The 21451-nt window shown below is 61.5% G+C and carries 24 protein-coding genes; all 24 read left to right on the top strand.

Annotated features, from left to right (window positions below; genetic code table 11):
• Nucleotides 1-60 precede the first annotated feature (60 nt).
• The 24 genes from P3S72_RS22020 (at nucleotide 61) to fliR (ending at nucleotide 21451) form a co-directional block, all read left to right on the top strand.
• The gene (locus tag P3S72_RS22020) at nucleotides 61-420 is read left to right on the top strand and encodes a flagellar protein FlaG (protein WP_276194214.1); all 360 of its coding nucleotides are present in this window, start codon (nucleotides 61-63) and stop codon (nucleotides 418-420) included.
• An 80-nt stretch (nucleotides 421-500) separates the two neighbouring features.
• The gene (fliD, locus tag P3S72_RS22015) at nucleotides 501-1898 is read left to right on the top strand and encodes a flagellar filament capping protein FliD (RefSeq protein WP_276194213.1); all 1398 of its coding nucleotides are present in this window, start codon (nucleotides 501-503) and stop codon (nucleotides 1896-1898) included.
• A gap of 142 nt (nucleotides 1899-2040) precedes the next feature.
• On the top strand, nucleotides 2041-2430 hold the full coding sequence (gene fliS, locus P3S72_RS22010) for a flagellar export chaperone FliS (protein WP_053257313.1): 390 nt from the start codon (nucleotides 2041-2043) through the stop codon (nucleotides 2428-2430).
• 24 nt (nucleotides 2431-2454) lie between these two features.
• Entirely contained in the window at nucleotides 2455-2751 is a 297-nt protein-coding gene (locus P3S72_RS22005; protein ID WP_276194212.1) for a flagellar protein FliT, read from the top strand.
• A gap of 169 nt (nucleotides 2752-2920) precedes the next feature.
• The gene (locus P3S72_RS22000) at nucleotides 2921-4396 is read left to right on the top strand and encodes a sigma-54 dependent transcriptional regulator (protein ID WP_276194211.1); all 1476 of its coding nucleotides are present in this window, start codon (nucleotides 2921-2923) and stop codon (nucleotides 4394-4396) included.
• 110 nt (nucleotides 4397-4506) lie between these two features.
• On the top strand, nucleotides 4507-5718 hold the full coding sequence (locus P3S72_RS21995) for an ATP-binding protein (RefSeq protein ID WP_276197974.1): 1212 nt from the start codon (nucleotides 4507-4509) through the stop codon (nucleotides 5716-5718).
• 7 nt (nucleotides 5719-5725) lie between these two features.
• A complete protein-coding gene (locus tag P3S72_RS21990) occupies nucleotides 5726-7102 on the top strand; it encodes a sigma-54 dependent transcriptional regulator (protein WP_276194210.1) in 1377 nt (458 codons plus the stop codon).
• A 131-nt stretch (nucleotides 7103-7233) separates the two neighbouring features.
• On the top strand, nucleotides 7234-7563 hold the full coding sequence (fliE, locus tag P3S72_RS21985) for a flagellar hook-basal body complex protein FliE (RefSeq protein ID WP_276194209.1): 330 nt from the start codon (nucleotides 7234-7236) through the stop codon (nucleotides 7561-7563).
• 16 nt (nucleotides 7564-7579) lie between these two features.
• Nucleotides 7580-9358: a flagellar basal-body MS-ring/collar protein FliF gene (gene fliF / locus P3S72_RS21980; RefSeq protein WP_276194208.1), complete on the top strand. Its 1779-nt coding sequence runs from the start codon at nucleotides 7580-7582 to the stop codon at nucleotides 9356-9358.
• Complete coding sequence (gene fliG, locus P3S72_RS21975) at nucleotides 9351-10370, top strand: flagellar motor switch protein FliG (protein ID WP_048720872.1); 1020 nt, start codon at nucleotides 9351-9353, stop codon at nucleotides 10368-10370. The genes fliF and fliG overlap by 8 nt, the downstream gene beginning before the upstream one ends.
• Before the next feature lie 10 nt (nucleotides 10371-10380).
• The gene (gene fliH / locus P3S72_RS21970) at nucleotides 10381-11145 is read left to right on the top strand and encodes a flagellar assembly protein FliH (protein ID WP_276194207.1); all 765 of its coding nucleotides are present in this window, start codon (nucleotides 10381-10383) and stop codon (nucleotides 11143-11145) included.
• A complete protein-coding gene (fliI, locus tag P3S72_RS21965; protein ID WP_253397705.1) occupies nucleotides 11135-12493 on the top strand; it encodes a flagellar protein export ATPase FliI in 1359 nt (452 codons plus the stop codon). Before fliH ends, fliI begins: the two co-directional genes overlap by 11 nt.
• Nucleotides 12494-12496: 3 nt before the next feature.
• Nucleotides 12497-12946 carry a flagellar export protein FliJ gene (fliJ, locus tag P3S72_RS21960; protein ID WP_276194206.1) on the top strand — a complete coding sequence of 150 codons (450 nt, stop codon included), beginning with the start codon at nucleotides 12497-12499 and terminating at the stop codon, nucleotides 12944-12946.
• 123 nt (nucleotides 12947-13069) lie between these two features.
• Nucleotides 13070-13375, top strand: a complete 306-nt coding sequence (locus tag P3S72_RS21955) for an STAS domain-containing protein (RefSeq protein WP_276194205.1) — start codon at nucleotides 13070-13072, stop codon at nucleotides 13373-13375.
• Nucleotides 13372-15090, top strand: a complete 1719-nt coding sequence (locus P3S72_RS21950; protein ID WP_276194204.1) for a fused response regulator/phosphatase — start codon at nucleotides 13372-13374, stop codon at nucleotides 15088-15090. The genes P3S72_RS21955 and P3S72_RS21950 overlap by 4 nt, the downstream gene beginning before the upstream one ends.
• A gap of 30 nt (nucleotides 15091-15120) precedes the next feature.
• Nucleotides 15121-15465: an Hpt domain-containing protein gene (locus P3S72_RS21945; protein WP_247407287.1), complete on the top strand. Its 345-nt coding sequence runs from the start codon at nucleotides 15121-15123 to the stop codon at nucleotides 15463-15465.
• A 97-nt stretch (nucleotides 15466-15562) separates the two neighbouring features.
• The gene (locus P3S72_RS21940) at nucleotides 15563-16969 is read left to right on the top strand and encodes a flagellar hook-length control protein FliK (RefSeq protein WP_276194203.1); all 1407 of its coding nucleotides are present in this window, start codon (nucleotides 15563-15565) and stop codon (nucleotides 16967-16969) included.
• A 223-nt stretch (nucleotides 16970-17192) separates the two neighbouring features.
• Nucleotides 17193-17699 carry a flagellar basal body-associated protein FliL gene (gene fliL / locus P3S72_RS21935; RefSeq protein ID WP_247408027.1) on the top strand — a complete coding sequence of 169 codons (507 nt, stop codon included), beginning with the start codon at nucleotides 17193-17195 and terminating at the stop codon, nucleotides 17697-17699.
• A 9-nt stretch (nucleotides 17700-17708) separates the two neighbouring features.
• Nucleotides 17709-18677, top strand: coding sequence for a flagellar motor switch protein FliM (fliM, locus tag P3S72_RS21930; protein ID WP_247408025.1), 969 nt, complete (start codon nucleotides 17709-17711; stop codon nucleotides 18675-18677).
• Between the two features lie 60 nt (nucleotides 18678-18737).
• On the top strand, nucleotides 18738-19205 hold the full coding sequence (fliN, locus tag P3S72_RS21925; RefSeq protein ID WP_276194202.1) for a flagellar motor switch protein FliN: 468 nt from the start codon (nucleotides 18738-18740) through the stop codon (nucleotides 19203-19205).
• A 1-nt stretch (nucleotide 19206) separates the two neighbouring features.
• Nucleotides 19207-19644, top strand: coding sequence for a flagellar biosynthetic protein FliO (gene fliO / locus P3S72_RS21920; protein WP_276194201.1), 438 nt, complete (start codon nucleotides 19207-19209; stop codon nucleotides 19642-19644).
• Nucleotides 19644-20387, top strand: coding sequence for a flagellar type III secretion system pore protein FliP (fliP, locus tag P3S72_RS21915; protein ID WP_198717140.1), 744 nt, complete (start codon nucleotides 19644-19646; stop codon nucleotides 20385-20387). Before fliO ends, fliP begins: the two co-directional genes overlap by 1 nt.
• 4 nt (nucleotides 20388-20391) lie before the next feature.
• Nucleotides 20392-20661, top strand: a complete 270-nt coding sequence (fliQ, locus tag P3S72_RS21910; protein ID WP_003214552.1) for a flagellar biosynthesis protein FliQ — start codon at nucleotides 20392-20394, stop codon at nucleotides 20659-20661.
• A gap of 4 nt (nucleotides 20662-20665) precedes the next feature.
• A complete protein-coding gene (gene fliR / locus P3S72_RS21905; protein ID WP_276194200.1) occupies nucleotides 20666-21451 on the top strand; it encodes a flagellar biosynthetic protein FliR in 786 nt (261 codons plus the stop codon).

Genomic DNA, 21451 nt, shown 5'->3' with positions numbered 1-21451 from the left:
GACTGACGGAAGGGCGCGTTTACGTGCCCTTTTGTCTTTTGCGTGATGAGGAGATTGGACATGGACATGAGCGTCAAGTTGAACCTGTCTTATCCAGCAGCGGCGCCGCAGAGTGCTCCTGCCCCAAAGAGCAGCGGCTCGCAGCAAACCAAGGTTGATCCTACGGTTGCCACGGTCGAACCCAAGCAGGACTCGAAGCCGTCCGACCTTGAACAGGCGGTGACGGATATTCGCAAATTCGTCCAGGCTACCCAGCGTAACCTGGATTTTTCCATTGATGACTCCACCCATGAGGTGGTGGTCAAGGTCATTGCGACCGAAACCGGCGAGGTCATTCGTCAGATCCCTTCGGAAATGGCATTGAAACTCGCACAAAGCCTTCACGACCCCAGCAACGTGTTGTTTAACGCCAAAGTCTGAGCTGGCATGAATTTTGTTGCTGTAGCTGCTTGAGGCGTCGTCCGTCAAGAAAGCGCCAGCCCCGATCAGGAGATAGAGTCATGGGTGATATCACGGTAAGCGGCCCGGTTACGGGTATCAACACTGAGTCGATCGTGACAGCTTTGGTGAACGCGGAACAAGCACCCAAGCAGTCGCAGATCAACAAGCAATCGCAGACGTCGACCGCCCAGTTGTCCTCGATCGGCAAGATTCAAGCGGCGCTGGATGCTTTCCGCGGTGCCATGGACAACATGACCAAGGACGCCAGTATCGGCGGCATGACGGCTACCGCCTCGGATGCCAGCATTTCCACCGTCACCCTGGGGGCCGGCGCCTCCACCGGGACTTACTCGCTGATAGTCAGCCAGTTGGCGACGGCCTCTAAGGTCGCTAGCCAGACTTACGCGGGCGGTGCGTCGACGGTCATCAACTCGACCGCCTCAGCGACCAGCCTGACGCTCTCCCAATCGGGTAAGAATTATTCGGTCAATGTGCCCGCGGGCGCGACGTTGCAGCAAGTGCGCGACTCGATCAACTCGCAATACACGAGCGCAGGCTTGAGTGCCAACATCCTGACCGACTCCACGGGCTCTCGCCTGGTCATGACGTCGACCAATACCGGGGCCGGCACGGATATTACCATTGGCGGCGACTCCGGCCTGCAAGTTGGCACCTCGGTGTTGGGGGGTGCGCCGCAGAATGCGAAATACACCATTGACGGTACCGCGCAGGAATCCCAGAGCAACAACCTGACTGACGCGATCAGTGGCGTGAGTATCAAGTTGACGGGCGTATCGGCAATGCCTGCTAGCGGCAAAACCGACGCCGACCGGGTAGCGTCGACCATTTCGGTCACACGTAGTACCGACACGCTCAAGAGCTCGGTCAAGGGGTTTGTGGATACCTATAACGCCTTGGTAACCGCGATGAACACTGAGACGGCAGTCACCACCAACGCTAATGGCACTACCACGGGCTCTGCGCTGACGGGCGATGCCACCATGCGCAATCTGCAGTCGGCTTTGCGTAGTCAGTTGAACGCATTGTCGGGTTCGGGAACGTTGAAGTCCCTGGCTCAGTTTGGTGTGAATACTGACCAGGCAAGCGGCAAGCTGAGCATTGACGATAAAATGTTCAGTGCGGCGGTCTTGGCTAACCCTACCGACATCGGCGGCATCTTCAACGGCGATAATGGCCTGCTGGCGCGTATGAAATCGGCGACTGACAGCTATGCGCTAAGCAATACCGGTATCCTCGCCACGCGTTCAACTACGCTGTCGAGCAACCTCAAAGATCTGCAGACTCAGCAGGACACCCTGACGGCGCGCATGGCCGCGCTGAAGACGAGCCTTACCGCCAAATACACGACGATGAACAATCTGGTTGCGCAGCTCACCTCTCAACGAACAAGCGTCATGACCACGCTCGATTCGCTGAACAGTACGAAGAGCAGTTGATCCTCAATGAGGCCGCACGGCGAGGTGATGACCTTTGTCGGGCGTGGCCTGCGCCAGACCGCCGGCTTAAAGTTTTTTGCGATACCGTCGACATAATTACCAGAGCCATTCTTTTTAGTGTTGCCTGTCACGAGGTAGAAAAATGAATCCCATGAGAGCCCTTCGCCAATATCAGAAGGTCAATTCCCATGCCCAGGTCTCCGAGGCCAGCCCACACCGTTTGGTCCAGATGCTGATGGAAGGCGCTTTGGATCGCATGGCTCAGGCCAAGGGCGCCATGGCTCGTGGTGATATCGCGCAAAAAGGCCTGTTGCTGGGCAAGGCGATCGACATCTTGATCGGCTTGCGTGATGGCCTTAACCCGGAAAAAACTGACGACCCGGCGGCGTTGCAGCAACTGGATAACCTGTACGCCTATATGACCACGCGCCTGCTGGAAGCAAACAGCAAGAGCGATGTCGCCATGATCGACGAAGTAGCCGGCCTGATGATTACGCTCAAGGAAGGCTGGGACGGTATTGCAACACTGTAGGCCTTTGGGCCTGAGGAAGATGTCATGAGCCACGCCCTGCAACGGATTGACGAAACCCGCGAAGCTTTGGTCGACGCATTGGCTGAACGTAATTGGGACGCTATCGGCGAACTGGATATGGGCTGCCGTGCGGTGATTGATGAGGCGCTCAATAATGCGCCGGTGGACGAGGATGCCCTGCGGGAAAAGCTCGAGAGCTTGTTGGCGGTCTATCAGCAGTTGCTTGAGGTGACGACTGGCGAGCGCCAGGCGATTTTCGAAGAGATGTCGCAGATCAACCGAGCGGAAAATGCGTCAAAGGTTTACCATCTGTTCGGTTGACCGGGCGCAGTTAATCCGAACGGCGCGTCATATATTTGACTGTGCCAGCATTTTTGACTTAACTAGTGCTGTTTTCAGATTTCAGACGTCTAGTAAGGTAAGAAGTCTTACAGGCATCTAGATAGCCCACACTCTGGGCGGAGCGTTTTACTAGGGAAGTTGCTATTGCATGTGGCGTGAAACCAAAATTCTGCTGATTGATGACGATAGCGTCCGCCGCCGCGATTTAGCGGTGATTTTGAATTTTCTCGGCGAAGAAAATCTTCCCTGCGGTAGCCACGATTGGCAGCAGGCGGTCAGCTCGTTGTCGTCGAGCCGTGAAATCCTTTGTGTGCTGATTGGGACGGTAAACGCTCCTGGCGCAGTTCTGGGCTTGTTAAAGACACTGTCAACCTGGGATGAGTTCCTTCCGGTGTTGCTGATGGGCGATATTTCTTCGCTCGACCTGCCGGAAGACCAGCGCCGCCGCGTGTTGTCCACCCTGGAAATGCCGCCCAGCTACAGCAAATTGCTCGACTCCCTGCACCGCGCCCAGGTCTATCGCGAAATGTACGACCAGGCCCGTGAGCGTGGTCGCCACCGTGAGCCCAACCTGTTCCGCAGCCTCGTCGGCACCAGCCGGGCGATTCAGCACGTGCGCCAGATGATGCAGCAAGTGGCCGATACCGACGCCAGTGTGCTGATCCTCGGCGAGTCGGGCACCGGCAAGGAAGTGGTCGCGCGCAACCTGCACTATCACTCCAAGCGCCGCGACGGGCCGTTTGTGCCGGTCAACTGCGGGGCGATCCCGGCAGAGCTGCTGGAAAGCGAATTGTTCGGCCACGAGAAGGGCGCCTTTACCGGGGCGATCACCAGCCGTGCCGGGCGTTTCGAGCTGGCCAACGGCGGCACCCTGTTCCTCGACGAAATCGGCGACATGCCGCTGCCAATGCAGGTCAAGCTGCTGCGCGTGCTGCAGGAACGCACCTTTGAGCGCGTGGGCAGCAACAAAACCCAGAGCGTCGACGTGCGCATCATTGCGGCGACCCACAAGAACCTCGAAAGCATGATCGAGGTCGGCAGCTTCCGCGAAGACCTCTATTACCGCCTCAACGTGTTCCCGATCGAGATGGCTCCGCTGCGTGAGCGCGTAGAAGACATCCCGCTGCTGATGAACGAACTGATCTCACGCATGGAGCACGAAAAGCGCGGCTCGATTCGCTTCAATTCGGCGGCGATCATGTCCCTGTGCCGCCACGCCTGGCCGGGCAACGTCCGCGAGCTGGCCAACCTGGTGGAGCGCATGGCGATCATGCATCCCTACGGTGTGATCGGCGTGGTCGAGCTGCCGAAGAAATTCCGCTACGTCGACGAAGAAGACGAGCATCTGGTGGACAGCCTGCGCAGTGACATGGAAGAGCGGATCGCCATCAACGGCCATACCCCGGACTTCGGTGCCAACGCCATGCTGCCGCCGGAAGGGCTTGACCTCAAAGACTACCTCGGCAACCTCGAACAAGGGCTGATCCAGCAAGCCCTGGACGACGCCAACGGCATCGTCGCCCGTGCGGCCGAGCGCTTGCGCATCCGTCGAACCACCCTGGTGGAGAAGATGCGCAAGTACGGGATGAGTCGTCGAGACGGTGATGAACAGGCAGATGATTGACGCCTGTTTTTCAAGCCACTGTTTTATAGGTGGTTTTTTTTAGGCACGGGTATTGCTACAGCCCTCGCAACGTTCCGTTTAACTGACGGTCAGCCAAGCGAGAGAGCATGATGCCCCACGCCGCCCAACTATCTTCGGCCCCTGAGCTCCAGGGGCCGGTCCCGACCGCCGAACAGCTCAGCCGACATGGCCTTGAGCAGGCGTTCTCGCTGTTCAGCCAGATGTCCAGCCAACTGAATGACTCCTATAGCCTGTTGGAAGCGCGGGTCTCCGAGCTCAAGGGCGAACTGGCAGTGGTCAGTGCGCAGCGCATGGAAGAGCTGGCCGAGAAAGAGCGCCTGGCCAACCGTCTGCAGAACCTCCTCGACCTGTTGCCCGGCGGCGTGATCGTCATCGACGACCAGGGCCGCGTGCGCGAAGCCAACCCGGCCGCCTGCGACCTGCTCGGGCTGCCGTTGGAGGGCGAGCTATGGCGCCATGTCATCACCCGCTGCTTCGCACCGCGTGACGATGACGGCCATGAAATCTCCCTCAAGGATGGGCGCCGCCTGTCTATCGCCACGCGCTCCCTGGATGCCGAGCCCGGCCAACTGGTGCTGCTCAACGACCTGACTGAAACCCGTCACCTGCAAGACCAACTGGCGCGCCATGAACGCTTGTCGTCGTTGGGAAGGATGGTCGCTTCTTTGGCGCATCAGATCCGCACGCCGTTGTCGGCGGCGTTGATCTACGCCAGTCATTTGACTGATGAGCAATTGCCCGCCGAAACCCAGCAGCGTTTTGCCGGACGACTCAAGGAGCGTTTGCATGAGTTGGAGCACCAGGTGCGCGACATGCTGGTGTTTGCCCGCGGAGAATTGCCGCTGACCGACCGCCTCACCCCGTCCGGCCTGATGCAGGCCCTGCAAGCGGCGGCCGCCACCCACGTCCAGGGCGCCAATGTGCGCTGGCAGTGCGACAGCCACCAAGGCGAGTTGTTGTGCAACCGCGACACGCTGGTGGGCGCGCTGCTCAACCTGATCGAAAACGCGACCCAGGCCAGCGGCCCCGGCGCGCAGCTCAAGGTGCATGTGTACGCCCGCGCACAAACCCTGCGCCTGTGCATCAGCGACAGCGGTAGCGGCATCGAGCCGGGGGTGCTGCAACGCCTCGGCGAACCGTTTTTTACCACTAAGACCAACGGTACGGGCCTGGGCCTGACGGTGGTCAAGGCAGTGGCACGTGCCCATCAGGGAGAATTGCAACTGCGTTCCCGCTTGGGGCGTGGCACCTGTGCATTGATGACCTTGCCGCTGTTTTCATGCGCGGCAAGCGCGGAGTAAAAAGGCTATGGCTATCAAGGTTTTGTTGGTGGAAGACGATCGTGCCCTACGTGAGGCATTGGCTGACACGCTGTTGCTGGCGGGCCATGACTATCGTGCGGTCGGTTCCGCCGAGGAAGCCTTGGAGGCGGTGGAGCAAGAGCCCTTCAGCCTGGTGGTCAGCGACGTGAACATGCCAGGCATGGACGGTCACCAGTTGCTCGGCCTGCTGCGTGCGCGACAGCCGCAACTGCCGGTGTTGCTGATGACCGCTCATGGCGCCGTCGAGCGCGCGGTGGACGCCATGCGCCAGGGTGCGGCGGATTATCTGGTCAAGCCCTTCGAGCCCAAGGCGTTGATCGAACTGGTGGCGCGGCATGCCCTGGGAGTGATTCCGGCCGGTGAAGGCGACGGCCCGATTGCCTTCGAACCCTCCAGCGCACAATTGCTGGAACTCGCGGCCCGCGTGGCGCGCAGTGACTCAACCGTGTTGATTTCCGGCGAGTCGGGCACCGGCAAGGAAGTGTTGGCGCGCTATATCCACCAGCAATCGGGCCGCGCCCAGCAGCCCTTTATCGCGATCAATTGCGCGGCGATCCCCGACAACATGCTCGAAGCCACGCTGTTCGGCCACGAAAAGGGCTCGTTCACCGGCGCCATCGCGGCCCAGGCGGGCAAGTTCGAACAGGCCGACGGCGGCACCATCCTGCTTGACGAAATTTCGGAAATGCCCCTGGGCCTACAAGCCAAGCTGCTGCGGGTGCTGCAAGAGCGTGAAGTGGAGCGGGTCGGTGCGCGCAAGCCGATCCAGCTGGATATCCGCGTGGTCGCCACCACCAACCGCGACCTGGCCGGCGAAGTGGCGGCGGGGCGCTTTCGGGAAGACTTGTTCTACCGTCTCTCGGTATTCCCCCTGGCCTGGCGCCCACTGCGCGAGCGCCCGGCGGACATCATCCCGCTGGCCGAGCGTCTGCTGAACAACCACGTCAAAAAAATGAAGCACGCCCAGGCGCGGCTGTCGGTCGAAGCCCAGGCCTGCCTGATCAGCTACGCGTGGCCCGGCAACGTGCGGGAGCTGGACAACGCGATTCAGCGTGCATTGATTTTGCAACAGGGCGGCTTGATCCAGCCCCAGGACTTCTGCCTGGCCATGGGCAGTGGCGCCGCGCCGTTACCGAGCCTGGCGCCCGTGCCGCTGGTCGCTGAAGCCGAGTCTGCAGGGGCTCTGGGCGACGACCTGCGCCGCCGCGAATTCCAGATGATCATCGACACCCTGCGCGCCGAACGCGGCCGCCGCAAAGAAGCGGCCGAGCGCCTGGGCATCAGCCCGCGCACCTTGCGCTACAAGCTGGCGCAGATGCGCGACGCTGGGATGGACGTGGAAGGCTACCTTTTCGCCACCTGATCGGTAACAAGGTCGACAAGTTTTGTCGCCTTTTCTTACAAGTTGCTACAGAGCTGGCACCCTTGTTGCTACCACCCCTAGTAACTGCTGCGTAGTGTCAAAAAAATGCGGGTCGTCGGAGAGAGAAGGTCATGAGCCAGGGTATTGAGTTCAATCGGTTGATGTTGGATATGCGCTCCATGCAAATGGATGCCATGGCTCAACCGAAATCCGTCGCGCCAGCGCCGGAATTGGGCCAAAGCAGTTTCGCCGACATGCTCGGCCAGGCAGTCAACAAAGTCAGTGACACTCAGCAAGCCTCCAACCAGTTGGCGACCGCGTTCGAGATCGGCAAGAGCGGCGTGGACCTGACCGACGTGATGGTCGCTTCGCAGAAAGCCACTGTGTCCTTTCAAGCCTTGACCCAGGTGCGCAACAAACTGGTTCAGGCTTATCAAGACATCATGCAGATGCCGGTTTAAGGGCGAGATTTAAGTCATGGCAGAAGCAGTCGTGGACAACGTACCCGCCAAGGCAGACGGCAAGCCGCCGCTGTTTGGCCTGTCGTTCCTGGAAAACCTCTCGGAAATGACCATGCTGCGTCAGGTGGGCCTGATGGTCGGCCTGGCTGCCAGCGTGGCGATTGGTTTTGCCGTGGTGCTGTGGTCGCAGCAACCCGATTACCGGCCGCTGTACGGCAGCCTGGCCGGTATGGATTCCAAGCAGATCATGGAAACCCTGGCCGCCGCCGACATTGCCTACACCGTGGAGCCCAACTCCGGGGCGCTGCTGGTCAAGGCCGATGATGTCGCCCGTGCCCGCATGAAGCTGGCCGCCGCCGGCGTGACCCCGTCCGACAGCAATATCGGTTTTGAGATCCTCGACAAGGACCAGGGCCTGGGCACCAGCCAGTTCATGGAAGCGACCCGCTACCGTCGTGGCCTGGAAGGCGAACTGGCGCGGACCATCTCCAGCCTCAACAACGTCAAGGGCGCCCGTGTTCACCTGGCGATTCCGAAGAGCTCGGTGTTTGTGCGTGATGAGCGCAAGCCAAGTGCCTCGGTATTGGTCGAACTGTTTTCCGGCCGCTCCCTGGAGCCAGGCCAAGTGTTGGCGATCATCAACCTGGTGGCCACCAGCGTTCCCGAATTGAGCAAGTCGCAAATCACCGTAGTCGACCAGAAGGGCAACCTGCTGTCCGATATGGCGGAAAACTCTTCGCTGACCCAGGCCGGCAAGCAGTTCGACTACAGCCGCCGCATGGAAAGCATGCTCACCCAGCGTGTCCACAACATCCTGCAACCGGTGCTGGGTAACGATCGCTACAAGGCTGAAGTGTCCGCCGACGTGGATTTCAGCGCCGTCGAATCGACCTCCGAGCAGTTCAACCCGGACCAGCCGGCCCTGCGCAGCGAGCAATCGACCAGCGAACAACGCACCGCCAGCAGCGGCCCACAAGGTGTGCCGGGTGCCCTGAGCAATCAGCCGCCAGCCCCGGCTTCAGCCCCGCAGACCACCGGCGGTGCCGCCGCGACCGCTGGCGCCATTGCCGCTGGCCAGCCACTGCTGGACGCCAACGGTCAGCAGATCATGGACCCGGCCACCGGCCAGCCGATGCTCGCTCCCTACCCGGCGGACAAGCGTAACCAGTCGACCAAGAACTTCGAACTCGACCGTTCCATCAGCCACACCAAGCAGCAACAGGGCCGGATCAATCGCCTGTCGGTGTCGGTGGTGGTCGATGACCAGGTCAAGATCGCCGCCGCTGATGGCGCCGTCACCCGCGCGCCGTGGAGCGCCGACGAATTGGCACGCTTCACTCGCCTGGTGCAGGATGCCGTCGGTTTCGACGCCAGCCGTGGTGACAGCGTCAGCGTGATCAACATGCCGTTCTCCGCCGAGCGTGGCGAAGTCATCGCTGAAGCGGCGTTCTACACCCAGCCGTGGTTCTGGGACATCGTCAAGCAAGTGCTGGGCGTGTTGTTCATCGTAGTGCTGGTGTTCGGCGTGCTGCGTCCGGTGCTCAACAACATCACCGGCAATGGTAAGAAACAACTGGCAACCTTCGCTGGCAGCGATGTCGAGTTGGGTGGCATGGGCGGCCTGGATGGCGAACTGGCCAACGACCGCGTCAGCCTCGGCGGCCCGCAAAGCATCCTGTTGCCAAGCCCGAGCGAAGGCTATGACGCTCAGTTGAACGCAATCAAGAGTCTGGTGGCAGAAGACCCGGGCCGTGTGGCCCAGGTCGTGAAAGAGTGGATTAACGCAGATGAGTGATAGTCGAGCCGCTGTTGCCAAGCTCACCAAGGTCGACAAAGCCGCAGTCCTGCTGCTGTCCCTGGGTGAAACCGACGCCGCACAAGTGCTGCGCCACATGGGGCCCAAAGAGGTCCAGCGCGTGGGCGTGGCCATGGCGCAGATGCGCAACGTTCACCGAGAGCAGGTCGAACAGGTGATGAGCGAGTTCGTCGAGATCGTCGGCGACCAGACCAGCCTGGGCGTCGGCTCCGACAGCTACATCCGCAAGATGCTCACCTCGGCCCTCGGCGAAGACAAGGCCAACGGCCTGATCGACCGCATCCTGTTGGGCGGCAACACCAGCGGCCTCGACAGCCTGAAATGGATGGAGCCGCGCGCCGTCGCCGACGTGATCCGCTACGAGCACCCGCAGATCCAGGCGATCGTGGTGGCGTACCTCGACCCCGACCAGGCCGGCGAAGTGCTCGGCCACTTCGACCATAAAGTGCGCCTGGACATCATCCTGCGCGTGTCGTCGTTGAACACCGTGCAGCCGGCGGCCCTGAAAGAACTCAACACGATTCTCGAGAAGCAGTTCTCGGGCAACTCGAATGCTTCGCGTACCACCTTGGGCGGTATCAAGCGCGCAGCCGACATCATGAACTTCCTCGACAGCTCGGTCGAAGGCCAGTTGATGGACTCGATCCGCGAGATCGACGACACCCTGTCCGGCCAGATCGAAGACCTCATGTTCGTGTTCAACAACCTCTCCGATGTCGACGACCGTGGCATCCAGGCGCTGTTGCGCGAAGTCTCCTCTGACGTGCTGGTACTGGCCCTCAAGGGTTCGGACGAAGGCGTCAAGGAAAAGATCTTCAAGAACATGTCCAAGCGCGCCTCCGAACTGTTGCGCGACGACCTGGAAGCCAAAGGCCCGGTACGCGTCAGCGACGTGGAAACCGCGCAGAAGGAAATCCTCACGATTGCCCGCCGTATGGCCGAAGCCGGAGAAATCGTTCTCGGTGGGAAGGGCGGCGAAGAAATGATCTAAGGCGCCTCGCATGTCGAACAAAGATGAAGCGCCCAGCGACCTGATTCGCGCGCGGGACGTGGGCGGGTTCGACATCTGGTCGTTGCCCAGCTTCGATCCGCATGTGCCGGAGCCCGAACCTGAGCCTGTGGAAGAACTGCCGGCGGAAATGGAAGAAGTGCCGCTGGAAGAAGTCCAGCCGCTGACCCTGGAAGAGTTGGAAAGCATTCGCCAGGAGGCCTACAACGAAGGCTTCGCCGCTGGCGAAAAAGATGGTTTTCGCAGCACCACGCTCAAGGTTCGCCAGGAAGCCGAGGCTGCCTTGAACGTCAAGCTGGCCAGCCTGGAACGCCTGATGGGCAGCCTGTTCGAGCCCATCGCCGAGCAGGATTCGCAGATCGAAAAAGCCATGGTCGGGTTGGTCGAGCACATCGCCCGCCAGGTGATCCAGCGTGAGCTGGTGCTGGACTCCAGTCAGATCGAAAGCGTCATGCGTGAAGCCCTCAAGCTGCTGCCCCTGGGTGTCGGCAATGTGCGGCTGCACATCAACCCGCAGGATTTCGAACAGGTCAAAGCCCTGCGCGAGCGCCATGAAGAAACCTGGCGCATCGTCGAAGATGCCGCGCTGCAGCCCGGTGGTTGCCGCGTCGAGACCGAATACAGCCGCATCGACGCCACGGTGGAAACGCGCATCAGCCAGATCATGGCCCAGTTGCTGGACCAGGTGCACGAGCAGGTCCTGAACCCGGCCGAACCTGACATGAGCGTGGACCTGGACGCCCCCGATGCGCCTTGATCGCACCAGTTTCGCCAAGCGTCTGAGCGGGTATGCCGAGGCCACCAAGTTGCCCGGCCAGCCGATCCTCGAAGGGCGCTTGCTGCGCATGGTTGGCCTGACCCTCGAAGCCGAAGGCCTGCGCGCCGCCATGGGCAGCCGCTGCCTGGTGATCAACGACGACAGTTACCACCCGGTGCAGGTCGAAGCCGAGGTGATGGGCTTTTCCGGCAGCAAGATTTTCCTGATGCCGGTTGGCAGCCTGGCGGGCATCGCCCCCGGCGCCCGCGTGGTGCCGCTGGCCGATACCGGCCGCCTGCCCATGGGCATGAGCATGCTCGGTCGCGTGCTGGACGGTGCCGGTCGTGCGCTGGACGGCAAGGGCGGCATGAAAGCCGAAGACTGGGTGCCGATGGATGGCCCCACCATCAACCCGCTCAAGCGCAACCCCATCAGCCAGCCGCTTGACGTGGGCATTCGCAGCATCAACGGTTTATTGACGGTCGGTCGCGGCCAGCGCCTCGGCCTGTTTGCCGGTACCGGCGTGGGTAAGTCGGTGTTGCTGGGCATGATGACCCGTTTTACCGAGGCCGACATCATCGTGGTGGGGCTGATCGGCGAACGGGGCCGGGAAGTGAAGGAGTTCATCGAGCACAGCCTCGGTGAAGAAGGCCTCAAGCGTTCCGTCGTCGTTGCGTCCCCGGCCGACGATGCGCCGCTGATGCGTTTACGCGCCGCCATGTACTGCACGCGCATCGCCGAATATTTTCGCGACAAGGGCAAGAACGTCCTGTTGCTGATGGACTCCCTCACGCGTTTCGCCCAGGCCCAGCGGGAAATCGCCCTGGCCATCGGCGAGCCGCCGGCCACCAAGGGCTATCCGCCGTCGGTGTTCGCCAAGTTGCCCAAGCTGGTGGAGCGCGCCGGTAATGCCGAGGCGGGGGGTGGGTCGATCACCGCGTTTTACACTGTGTTGTCTGAAGGCGATGACCAGCAAGACCCGATCGCCGACTCGGCGCGGGGCGTGCTCGACGGTCACATCGTGCTGTCGCGGCGCCTGGCGGAGGAGGGGCACTACCCGGCCATCGACATCGAAGCGTCCATCAGCCGGGTGATGCCGTCGGTGGTCACCCCGGAGCACATGGCCCGTGCCCAGCAGTTCAAGCAGTTGTGGTCGCGCTACCAGCAAAGTCGCGACCTGATCAGCGTTGGCGCCTATGTGGCCGGCGGCGATCGTGAGACTGACCTGGCGATTGCCCTGCAACCGCAATTGGTCACCTACCTGCGCCAAGGCCTCAACGACAACATCAGCATGGGCGAAAGCGAAGCGCACCTGCAGTCCATCTTCGCCCCCGCGCCAGGCGGCTAAGCCATGGCCAGCAACCGCTCCTCACGCTTGGCCCCGGTGGTGGACATGGCCGAAAAGGCCGAAAAAACCGCCGTCCAGCGCCTGGGTTACTTCCAGGGCCAGGTGCGCCTGGCGGAAAGTAAGCTCGGCGACCTGGAGCGCTTTCGCGGCGAGTACCAGCAGCAGTGGATCGAGCGCGGCACGAAAGGCGTGTCCGGCCAGTGGCTGATGGGCTACCAGGGCTTTCTCAACCAGCTTGAAACCGCTGTCGGCCAGCAGCGCCAGAGCCTGGCCTGGCACCAGAACAACCTCGACAAGGCCCGCGAAAGCTGGCAGCAGGCGTATGCCCGGGTCGAAGGGTTGCGCAAGCTGGTGCAGCGCTATATCGATGAGGCGCGGGCGCTTGAGGATAAGCGCGAGCAAAAACTGCTCGATGAGTTGTCCCAGCGCCTGCCGCGCCAGAATCCCTACTAGCGCCAAGCTCCGGACTCAATGTGGGAGGGAGCAAGCCCCCTCCCACATTTGCTTCGCTGTGTTGCCCACATCCGGTTAGCCTGCTACACCTTGTATCTAGACCCATGACAAGGAAGCAGTCACATGTCAGTCGAGTCAGAAGTATCCCTGGATGGGAAGAAGTTGACGATCGCAATCAAGGGCCGGTTCGATTTCGGCAGCCACCAGCTCTTTCGTGACGCCTACGAGCGTTTCTACAAGGTGCCAGACGTATACATCGTCGACCTGAAAGAAACCACCTACATGGACAGCTCCGCCCTGGGCATGCTCCTGCTGCTGCGCGATCATGCCGGGGGAGATAACTCGGAAATCCAGGTGATCAACAGCAGTTCCGACGTGCGCAAGATCCTCGCGATTTCCAATTTCGACAAACTGTTCGACATCAATTGAGCGCGCTGGCTCCGGTCCTCGAACCGCTGACCATCCTGATCGCCGAAGACAGCGCCGCCGACCTGCTGTTGCTGTCGACCATCGTCCGGCGCCAGGGCCACCAGGTGCTCACCGCCAGCAACGGCGCACAAGCCGTCGAGCTGTTTGCCCGCGAACGTCCACAACTGGTGCTGATGGACGCCCTGATGCCGGTGATGGATGGCTTTGAGGCCGCGCGGCGGATCAAGCAACTGGCGGGTGAGGCCCTGGTGCCGATCATCTTCCTCACCTCCCTGCGCCAAAGCGAAGCCCTGGCCCAGTGCCTGGATGCCGGTGGCGATGACTTCTTGCCCAAGCCCTATAACCCGCTGATTCTCGCGGCCAAAATCAATGCGATGGATCGCCTGCGTCGCCTGCAGGCCACGGTGTTGCAGCAGCGTGACCTGATCGCCAAGCACCATGACTACCTGCTGCATGAGCAGCGCGTGGCCAAGGCGGTGTTCGACAAGGTCGCCCATTCGGGTTGCATCAACGCGGCGCCGAACATTCGCTACCTGCAATCGCCCTATGCGCTGTTCAACGGCGACTTGTTGTTGGCAGCCTACACGCCGGCGGGTGACATGCATGTGCTGCTCGGCGACTTCACCGGGCACGGCCTGCCAGCGGCGGTCGGCGCCATGCCGTTGGCCGAAGTGTTCTATGGCATGACGGCCAAGGGCTACGGGTTGACGCAGATCCTGCGGGAGATGAACGCCAAGCTCAAACGCATCCTGCCGGTGGACATGTTCTGCTGCGCGACGCTGTTGTGCCTGAGTGCGCAACGGCGTGCGGTGGAAGTCTGGAATGGCGGCATGCCCGAGGGCTATGTGCATGAAGTCGCCACGGGTAAGCGCACGCCGCTGATATCACGGCACTTGCCGTTGGGCGTGCTGTCGGCGCAGGCGTTCGATGATCGCACCGAAGTCTGGCCGATGGCCCTGGGCGACCGCGTATTTCTGCTCTCCGATGGCGTGCTGGATACCGCCGATGCCAACGAACAATTGTTCGGCGCCGAGCGCTTGCAGCAGGTGTTTGCCGCCAATCGTGAGCCCGACCGCTTGTTCGAGGATATCGAGCAGGCCCTGGCGGCGTTTCGCGGTGAGGCGCGGGATGACGTGAGCATGCTCGAAATTACCCTGCAGGCCGGCCAGTCGATGCGTGCGACGGGGCCGATGTATGCCGACAGTGGCCAGTCGTGCCCGTTGGATTGGTCGGTGAGTTTCGAGTTTCGCGCCGAGACCCTCAAACGCTACAACCCGTTGCCCTATCTGTTGCAACTGCTGCTGGAGATCCACGGCTTGCGCGAGCAGAGCGGGGCGCTCTACAGCGTGATGGCCGAACTGTATTCCAACGCCCTGGAGCATGGCGTGCTGGGCCTGGACTCGCGGCTCAAGCGCAATGCTGAAGGTTTTGCGCAGTATTACCGCCAGCGCAATGAGCGGTTGGTGCAACTCAACAGCGGTTATGTGCGCGTGCATGTGCAGGTAGAGCCCACCGCTACGGGCGGCAGGATGACCTTGCGCATCGAAGACAGCGGCCCCGGGTTCGATGTGGAACAGGTACTGGCTCGCCCGCTGGATCTCGACCGTCTGTCTGGTCGCGGCTTGGGCCTGGTGCGTCAACTGAGTAGCGATGTACGCTGGTCCGACGGCGGGCGCAGTGTCTGCGTGGAGTTTTGCTGGGAGGCTCTGGCATAATCCGCCGATTCTTGATCAAGGAGCGAACAAGTGGTTGAGGTTCATCTGGACCCGGACGTGTTATCGGGTTTGCAGGAAGTCATGGAAGGCGAGTACCCCAAATTGCTCGATACCTTTCTCGATGATTCGCAAAAGCGCGTCGAAGCGCTGCGCAAGGCTCGCGACGATGCCAAGGCGTTGGCGCGCATCGCCCATAGTTTCAAGGGCAGCAGTGGTAACCTCGGTGCAGTGCGGTTGGCGCACTTGTGCCAGCGCTTGGAGGTTGAGTCTGTCGAGGCTGCGGCGGACCTGGGGGCCTTGGTCGATCAGATCGACCATGAGTTTGCGCTGGTCAAGCCGCTGTATGAGTCGGAGCGCCAGCGCTTCCAGCTTTAATTTCAGGCCCCACACCGCTTTTCCGCAGAGCTGGCCCGACTCTTGCTCTATCTCCTGATACTGCATCCCCGATTCCCATGCAGTGGAGACCTTACCTATGCCAGTCGCCCCTAATTCGCTCCTTCAGGCTGCCCCTGCGGCCAAGCCTCAAGCGCCTGCAGCCAATCCACCGGCGGCGGCCGCGGAGCCGCGGGACAAGGGCCCTGGCTTTGCTCAGGTGTTCGCCAGCCAAGGTTCGAAGCCCTCGGCCAAGGCCGACGACAACTCGGCCAAGCCCGCGCGCGACAAGCCTGCTGACGCGAGTGCCAAGCCTGTTGCTGGCAACGATAAGCCTGTCGCGAACAACGATAAACCTGCCGCGAACAACGATAAGCCTGCCGCCGGTACGCCAGCGGTTGCCGATAGCGGCAAACCCTTGCCAGCCGACCCGCCGGCCAAACCCGCCGACAGCGCCAGCAGTGATCAAACCCCGCCAGCCGACCCAGCCCTGGCGCAGCAGCCGGCGGTAGACCCAGTGGTTGCCCCGGTGGTTGATCCGGCCCTGATTGTCACGGTCACGCCGGTTGCTGTGCCAGTGCCGGTGCCGGTGGAAACGCCAGCCCCGGCTGCCGCCGCCAAGGATGACAAGGCCCAGCCGGTGGTCACGGCACCGCTGGCAGCGACCGATGTGGCCAAGCCGGCCTTCGATCCCACGGCAGACCCTCTGGACGCGATGCCGGCGGTACGCCTGGCGATGGAGCAGGGCGGTCATGTGTCGGCCAGCAGTCAGGCCCCGCAGAGCGCCGCGCCGCCGTCCCAGGACCAGCCGACCGCTGCTCAGAACTTCGCCACGGGCCTGGCTAACATGGTGGACCAGCAAGCCAGCAAGGACAGCACCGACCAGGGCGGCGACAAAGCCTTTGGCGGGTTGATCGAAGGCGGCCTCAAGGATTTGAAGAGCGCCAGCAGCGACACGCGTGTCGATGACTTCGCCAACCGCCTGGCCGCACTGACCCAGGCCGCCACGCCGAAAACCGCCAACGCTTTGCCGCCGGTGACCAACGCACCGCTGGCCATGCATCAGAGCGGCTGGACCGAGGAAGTCGTCAACCGCGTGATGTACCTGTCCAGCGCCAACCTCAAGTCGGCAGAAATCCAGCTACAGCCGGCCGAACTCGGGCGCCTGGATATCAAGGTCAACATGACGGCCGACCAGCAGGCCCAAGTCACCTTCATGAGTGGTCACGCGGTGGTGCGTGAAGCACTGGAAACCCAGTCCGGCCGTTTGCGCGAGATGTTTGCCCAGCAGGGCATGGGGCAGGTCGACGTGAATGTGTCCGATCAGTCCCGTGGCTGGCAGGGCCAGGGCCAACAGCAACAGAACCAGAACCAGGCGAACGGTGTCAGTGGCCGTGGTGGTCGGGGTGACAGCGGCGACGTTGCCGATCATGCCGAAGTGGCCGCGGCCGTCGCGCCGGTGACGGCCACCGTGATTGGCTCCAGCGCCGTTGACTATTACGCCTGATCCTAAGCCTGGCACCGGCTCAAGTGTGGGAGGGGGCTTGCTCCCGATGGCGGTGTATCAGCCAATGAATCTATTGACTGACACACCGCTATCGGGAGCAAGCCCCCTCCTACATTCGATTCGCGGTGATCTCTCTTCCCCGATTGCCAGACAACTCTGGCATAACACTTGCTCTTGCCTTTCCGTAGATCTATGAATCCCCAAATAGTGACGGATTATTGGCATGGCGAAGAGCGAAGACGCAGCACAAGCACCCGCAGGTAAGGGCAAGGGCAAGCTCAAGCTTATCCTGTTGATTGTCCTGGGCCTGGTCCTGGCGATTGGCGCGTCCGTGGGCGGCACTTGGTACATCATGCACAGCAGTGCGAGCAAACCGGCGCCCGCCGCCGAAACTGCCAGTAACGTCAAGCAACCGGCAATCTTCGAGCCGATGCTTCCGGCCTTTGTCGCCAACTTCAATCAGAACGGTCGTCAACGCTACCTGCAGGTGAGCATCACCTTGCTGGCGCGCAACCAGGCGGACCTTGAGGCCCTCAAGGTGCATATGCCGGTGATCCGCAATAACCTGGTGATGTTGTTTTCCGCGCAAAGTTTCGACAGCCTGGCTACGCCGGTGGGCCAGGAAATGTTGCGCCAGAAGGTCACTGCCAGCGTGCAGGAAGTGGCCCAGAAAGAGCTCGGCAAAGTGGTGGTCGAGCAGGCGCTCTTCACTAATTTCGTATTGCAGTAGGATCACGACATGGCCGTGCAAGACCTGCTGTCCCAGGATGAAATCGATGCGCTGCTGCATGGCGTGGACGATGGTCTGGTACAGACCGAAATGGCTGCTGAGCCCGGCAGCGTCAAAAGTTATGACCTGACCAGCCAGGATCGCATCGTCCGTGGACGCATGCCGACCCTGGAAATGATCAATGAGCGTTTCGCCCGTTACACCCGCATCAGCATGTTCAACATGCTGCGCCGCTCGGCAGATGTGGCGGTGGGCGGCGTGCAGGTGATGAAGTTCGGCGAATATGTACACTCGCTGTACGTGCCTACCAGCCTCAATCTGGTCAAGATCAAGCCATTGCGCGGTACTGCGTTGTTCATCCTCGACGCCAAACTGGTGTTCAAACTGGTGGACAACTTCTTCGGTGGCGACGGCCGTCACGCCAAGATCGAAGGCCGCGAGTTCACCCCTACTGAACTGCGCGTGGTGCGTATGGTGCTGGAGCAGGCCTTCATCGACTTGAAGGAAGCCTGGCAGGCGATCATGGAGGTCAATTTCGAGTACATCAACTCGGAAGTGAACCCGGCCATGGCCAACATCGTTGGCCCCAGCGAAGCCGTTGTGGTGTCTACCTTCCACATCGAACTCGATGGCGGTGGCGGCGACCTGCACGTGACCATGCCGTACTCGATGATCGAGCCCGTGCGCGAAATGCTCGACGCCGGCTTCCAGTCCGACCTCGACGACCAGGACGAACGCTGGGTCAAGGCCCTGCGCGAAGACCTGCTGGACGTCGACGTGCCCCTGACCGCCACCGTGGCCCGTCGCCAACTGCGCCTGCGGGATATTTTGCACATGCAGCCGGGCGACGTGATTCCCGTCGAGTTGCCGGAAGAACTGATCATGCGCGCCAGCGGCGTACCGTCGTTCAAGGTCAAGCTTGGTTCGCACAAGGGCAAACTGGCACTGCAAGTGGTGGAGTCGATCAGCCGGCGCTGAGTCACCCGTATTGATGCACCCCTATTTATTTATGAATGTTTGCTCCGCCGAGGACATGTAATGGCTACCGAACACGAAAACACTTCCGCCGAAGACCAGGCCCTGGCCGACGAATGGGCTGCGGCCCTGGAAGAAACCGGCGATGTTGGCCAGGACGATATCGACGCGCTGCTGGCGGCCGATGCCTCCACCGCACCGGCCAGTAACCGCATGCCCATGGAAGAATTCGGCAGCGTGCCGAAGAATAACAACCCGGTGACCCTCGACGGCCCGAACCTGGACGTGATTCTCGACATCCCGGTGTCGATCTCCATGGAAGTCGGCAGCACCGACATCAACATCCGCAACCTGCTGCAGCTCAACCAGGGCTCGGTGATCGAGCTGGATCGCCTGGCCGGTGAGCCGTTGGACGTACTGGTCAACGGCACGCTGATCGCCCATGGCGAGGTAGTGGTGGTCAACGAAAAGTTCGGCATTCGCCTGACCGACGTGATCAGCCCGAGCGAACGCATCAAGAAGCTGCGCTGACATGAAGTATTCGATGGCGGGACTGTTTTTGGCGCTGCCATTGAGCGCCCTCGCGGCCGAGCCGGTCGCGCAAGCGGCCGCCGCCCCCGTGGTGAGCAGCGGCATCGGTGGCCAACTGACCCAGTTGGTGCTGGGCCTGTTGCTCGTGGTCGGGCTGATTTTTGTGCTGGCCTGGCTAATGCGTCGTGTGCAGAACATTGGTCCTGGCAACGCCCAGGTCATCGAGATGATCGGTTCGCGCGCCCTCGGCCCGCGTGATCGGCTGGTGCTGGTGCAGGTGGGCGAGGAACAGATCCTGCTGGGCCTCACCCCCGGCCGCATCACCCCGCTGCACGTGCTCAAGACGCCGGTCAACGTCGCCCCGACCCAGGCCGCCACGCCAGAATTCGCCCAGCGCCTGATGGAGTTGCTGGGCAAGGATCAGAAGGATAAGAAGTAATGCGCGTTTTATTGACGCTCATGCTGTGGCTGGCCGCGCCATTGGCGTTCGCCGCCGACCCGTTGTCGATCCCGGCGATTACCCTGGGCACCAACGCGGCCGGGGCCCAGGAGTATTCGGTCAGCCTGCAGATCCTGTTGATCATGACGGCGCTGAGTTTTATCCCGGCGTTTGTCATGCTGATGACCAGCTTCACCCGGATCATCATTGTGTTCTCGATCCTGCGTCAGGCCCTGGGCCTGCAACAGACGCCATCGAACCAGATCCTCACCGGCATGGCGCTGTTCTTGACGATGTTCATCATGGCGCCGGTATTCGACAAGGTGAACCAGCAAGCCCTGCAGCCTTACCTTGCGGAAAAGCTCACGGCGCAAGACGCCATCGACAAGGCCCAAGGCCCGATCAAGGACTTCATGCTGTCGCAGACCCGCTCCAGCGACCTTGAACTGTTTGTGCGTCTGTCCAAGCGCACCGACATCGCCACCCCGGATCAGGCGCCGCTGACGATCCTGGTGCCGGCGTTTGTTACCTCGGAATTGAAGACGGCGTTCCAGATCGGTTTCATGATCTTTATCCCGTTCCTGATCATCGACCTGGTGGTGGCGAGCGTGCTGATGGCCATGGGGATGATGATGCTGTCGCCGCTGATCATCTCGTTGCCGTTCAAGATCATGCTGTTTGTGCTGGTGGACGGCTGGGCGCTGATTATCGGCACGTTGGCCAGCAGTTTCGGCGGAGTGTAGGGCCATGACCCCAGAAGTTGCCGTCGACCTGTTCCGTGAAGCGTTGTGGCTGACCACCATGATGGTCGCCGTGCTGGTGGTGCCGAGCCTGTTGGTCGGCCTGCTGGTGGCGATGTTCCAGGCCGCGACCCAGATCAATGAACAAACCCTGAGCTTCCTGCCGCGCCTGCTGGTGATGCTGATCACCCTGATCGTCGCCGGCCCGTGGCTGGTGCAGACCTTCATGGAATACATCCTGCAGTTGTACGGCAGTATTCCGCAGTTGATCGGCTGACCGCATGCAATCGCTGCTGGCGTTGACCGACACCCAGATCAGTACCTGGGTGGCTTCGTTTATCTTGCCGCTGTTCCGGGTCACGGCGGTGCTGATGAGCATGCCGGTGTTCGGCACTACCCTGGTGCCGCGCCGCATCCGCCTGTATTTCGCGGTGGCGATCACCGTGGCCCTGATGCCGGGCTTGCCGCCGATGCCGCCCGTCAACGCGCTGGACCTCAGTGCGCTGATGCTGATTGCCGAGCAGATCCTCATCGGCTCGCTGCTGGGTTTCTCCCTGCAGCTATTCTTCCAGGCCTTCGTGATTGCCGGGCAAATCATCTCGATCCAGATGGGCATGGGCTTCGCGTCCATGGTCGACCCCACCAACGGCGTGTCGGCAGCGGTGATCGGGCAGTTCCTGACTATGCTGGTGACCTTGCTGTTCCTGGCCATGAACGGCCACCTGGTGGTGTTCGAGGTGCTGACCGAAAGTTTCACCACCTTGCCGGTCGGCTCGGGGCTGGTGGTCAATCACTTCTGGGAGCTGGTGGGGCGCCTCAGTTGGGTGTTGGGCGCTTCGCTGTTGCTGGTGCTGCCGGCGATCACTGCGCTGTTGGTGGTCAACATTGCCTTTGGCGTGATGACCCGCGCGGCGCCGCAACTGAATATCTTCTCTATCGGTTTCCCGTTGACCCTGGTGTTGGGCATGGGGATTTTCTGGATCGGCATGGCCGACATACTCAATCAGTATCAACCGCTGGCGACCGACGCCTTGCAGTTCTTACGTGATCTGGCACGGGCGCGCTGA

Origin of the sequence: Pseudomonas sp. D3, assembly GCF_029320995.1 — a bacterium.
In the GTDB taxonomy this organism is placed as follows: Bacteria; Pseudomonadota; Gammaproteobacteria; order Pseudomonadales; family Pseudomonadaceae; genus Aquipseudomonas; species Aquipseudomonas paraveronii.
Note: the sequence above shows the minus strand (reverse complement) of the source record. Positions and strands in the feature narration are given on the sequence as shown.

Bases quoted from the DNA above. Each gene is read 5' to 3' on its own strand.
- P3S72_RS21940 (WP_276194203.1), top strand. From the start codon at position 15,563: ATGCCAGTCGCCCCTAATTCGCTCCTTCAGGCTGCCCCTGCGGCCAAG.
- P3S72_RS21990 (WP_276194210.1), top strand. From the start codon at position 5,726: ATGGCTATCAAGGTTTTGTTGGTGGAAGACGATCGTGCCCTACGTGAG.
- fliQ (WP_003214552.1), top strand. From the start codon at position 20,392: ATGACCCCAGAAGTTGCCGTCGACCTGTTCCGTGAAGCGTTGTGGCTG.
- fliG (WP_048720872.1), top strand. From the start codon at position 9,351: ATGAGTGATAGTCGAGCCGCTGTTGCCAAGCTCACCAAGGTCGACAAA.
- P3S72_RS22005 (WP_276194212.1), top strand. From the start codon at position 2,455: ATGAGCCACGCCCTGCAACGGATTGACGAAACCCGCGAAGCTTTGGTC.
- fliO (WP_276194201.1), top strand. From the start codon at position 19,207: ATGAAGTATTCGATGGCGGGACTGTTTTTGGCGCTGCCATTGAGCGCC.
- P3S72_RS22020 (WP_276194214.1), top strand. From the start codon at position 61: ATGGACATGAGCGTCAAGTTGAACCTGTCTTATCCAGCAGCGGCGCCG.
- fliR (WP_276194200.1), top strand. From the start codon at position 20,666: ATGCAATCGCTGCTGGCGTTGACCGACACCCAGATCAGTACCTGGGTG.
- fliL (WP_247408027.1), top strand. From the start codon at position 17,193: ATGGCGAAGAGCGAAGACGCAGCACAAGCACCCGCAGGTAAGGGCAAG.
- fliI (WP_253397705.1), top strand. From the start codon at position 11,135: ATGCGCCTTGATCGCACCAGTTTCGCCAAGCGTCTGAGCGGGTATGCC.
- fliF (WP_276194208.1), top strand. From the start codon at position 7,580: ATGGCAGAAGCAGTCGTGGACAACGTACCCGCCAAGGCAGACGGCAAG.
- fliD (WP_276194213.1), top strand. From the start codon at position 501: ATGGGTGATATCACGGTAAGCGGCCCGGTTACGGGTATCAACACTGAG.
- fliN (WP_276194202.1), top strand. From the start codon at position 18,738: ATGGCTACCGAACACGAAAACACTTCCGCCGAAGACCAGGCCCTGGCC.
- fliP (WP_198717140.1), top strand. From the start codon at position 19,644: ATGCGCGTTTTATTGACGCTCATGCTGTGGCTGGCCGCGCCATTGGCG.
- P3S72_RS21995 (WP_276197974.1), top strand. From the start codon at position 4,507: ATGCCCCACGCCGCCCAACTATCTTCGGCCCCTGAGCTCCAGGGGCCG.
- fliS (WP_053257313.1), top strand. From the start codon at position 2,041: ATGAATCCCATGAGAGCCCTTCGCCAATATCAGAAGGTCAATTCCCAT.
- fliJ (WP_276194206.1), top strand. From the start codon at position 12,497: ATGGCCAGCAACCGCTCCTCACGCTTGGCCCCGGTGGTGGACATGGCC.
- fliM (WP_247408025.1), top strand. From the start codon at position 17,709: ATGGCCGTGCAAGACCTGCTGTCCCAGGATGAAATCGATGCGCTGCTG.
- P3S72_RS22000 (WP_276194211.1), top strand. From the start codon at position 2,921: ATGTGGCGTGAAACCAAAATTCTGCTGATTGATGACGATAGCGTCCGC.
- P3S72_RS21955 (WP_276194205.1), top strand. From the start codon at position 13,070: ATGTCAGTCGAGTCAGAAGTATCCCTGGATGGGAAGAAGTTGACGATC.
- fliE (WP_276194209.1), top strand. From the start codon at position 7,234: ATGAGCCAGGGTATTGAGTTCAATCGGTTGATGTTGGATATGCGCTCC.
- fliH (WP_276194207.1), top strand. From the start codon at position 10,381: ATGTCGAACAAAGATGAAGCGCCCAGCGACCTGATTCGCGCGCGGGAC.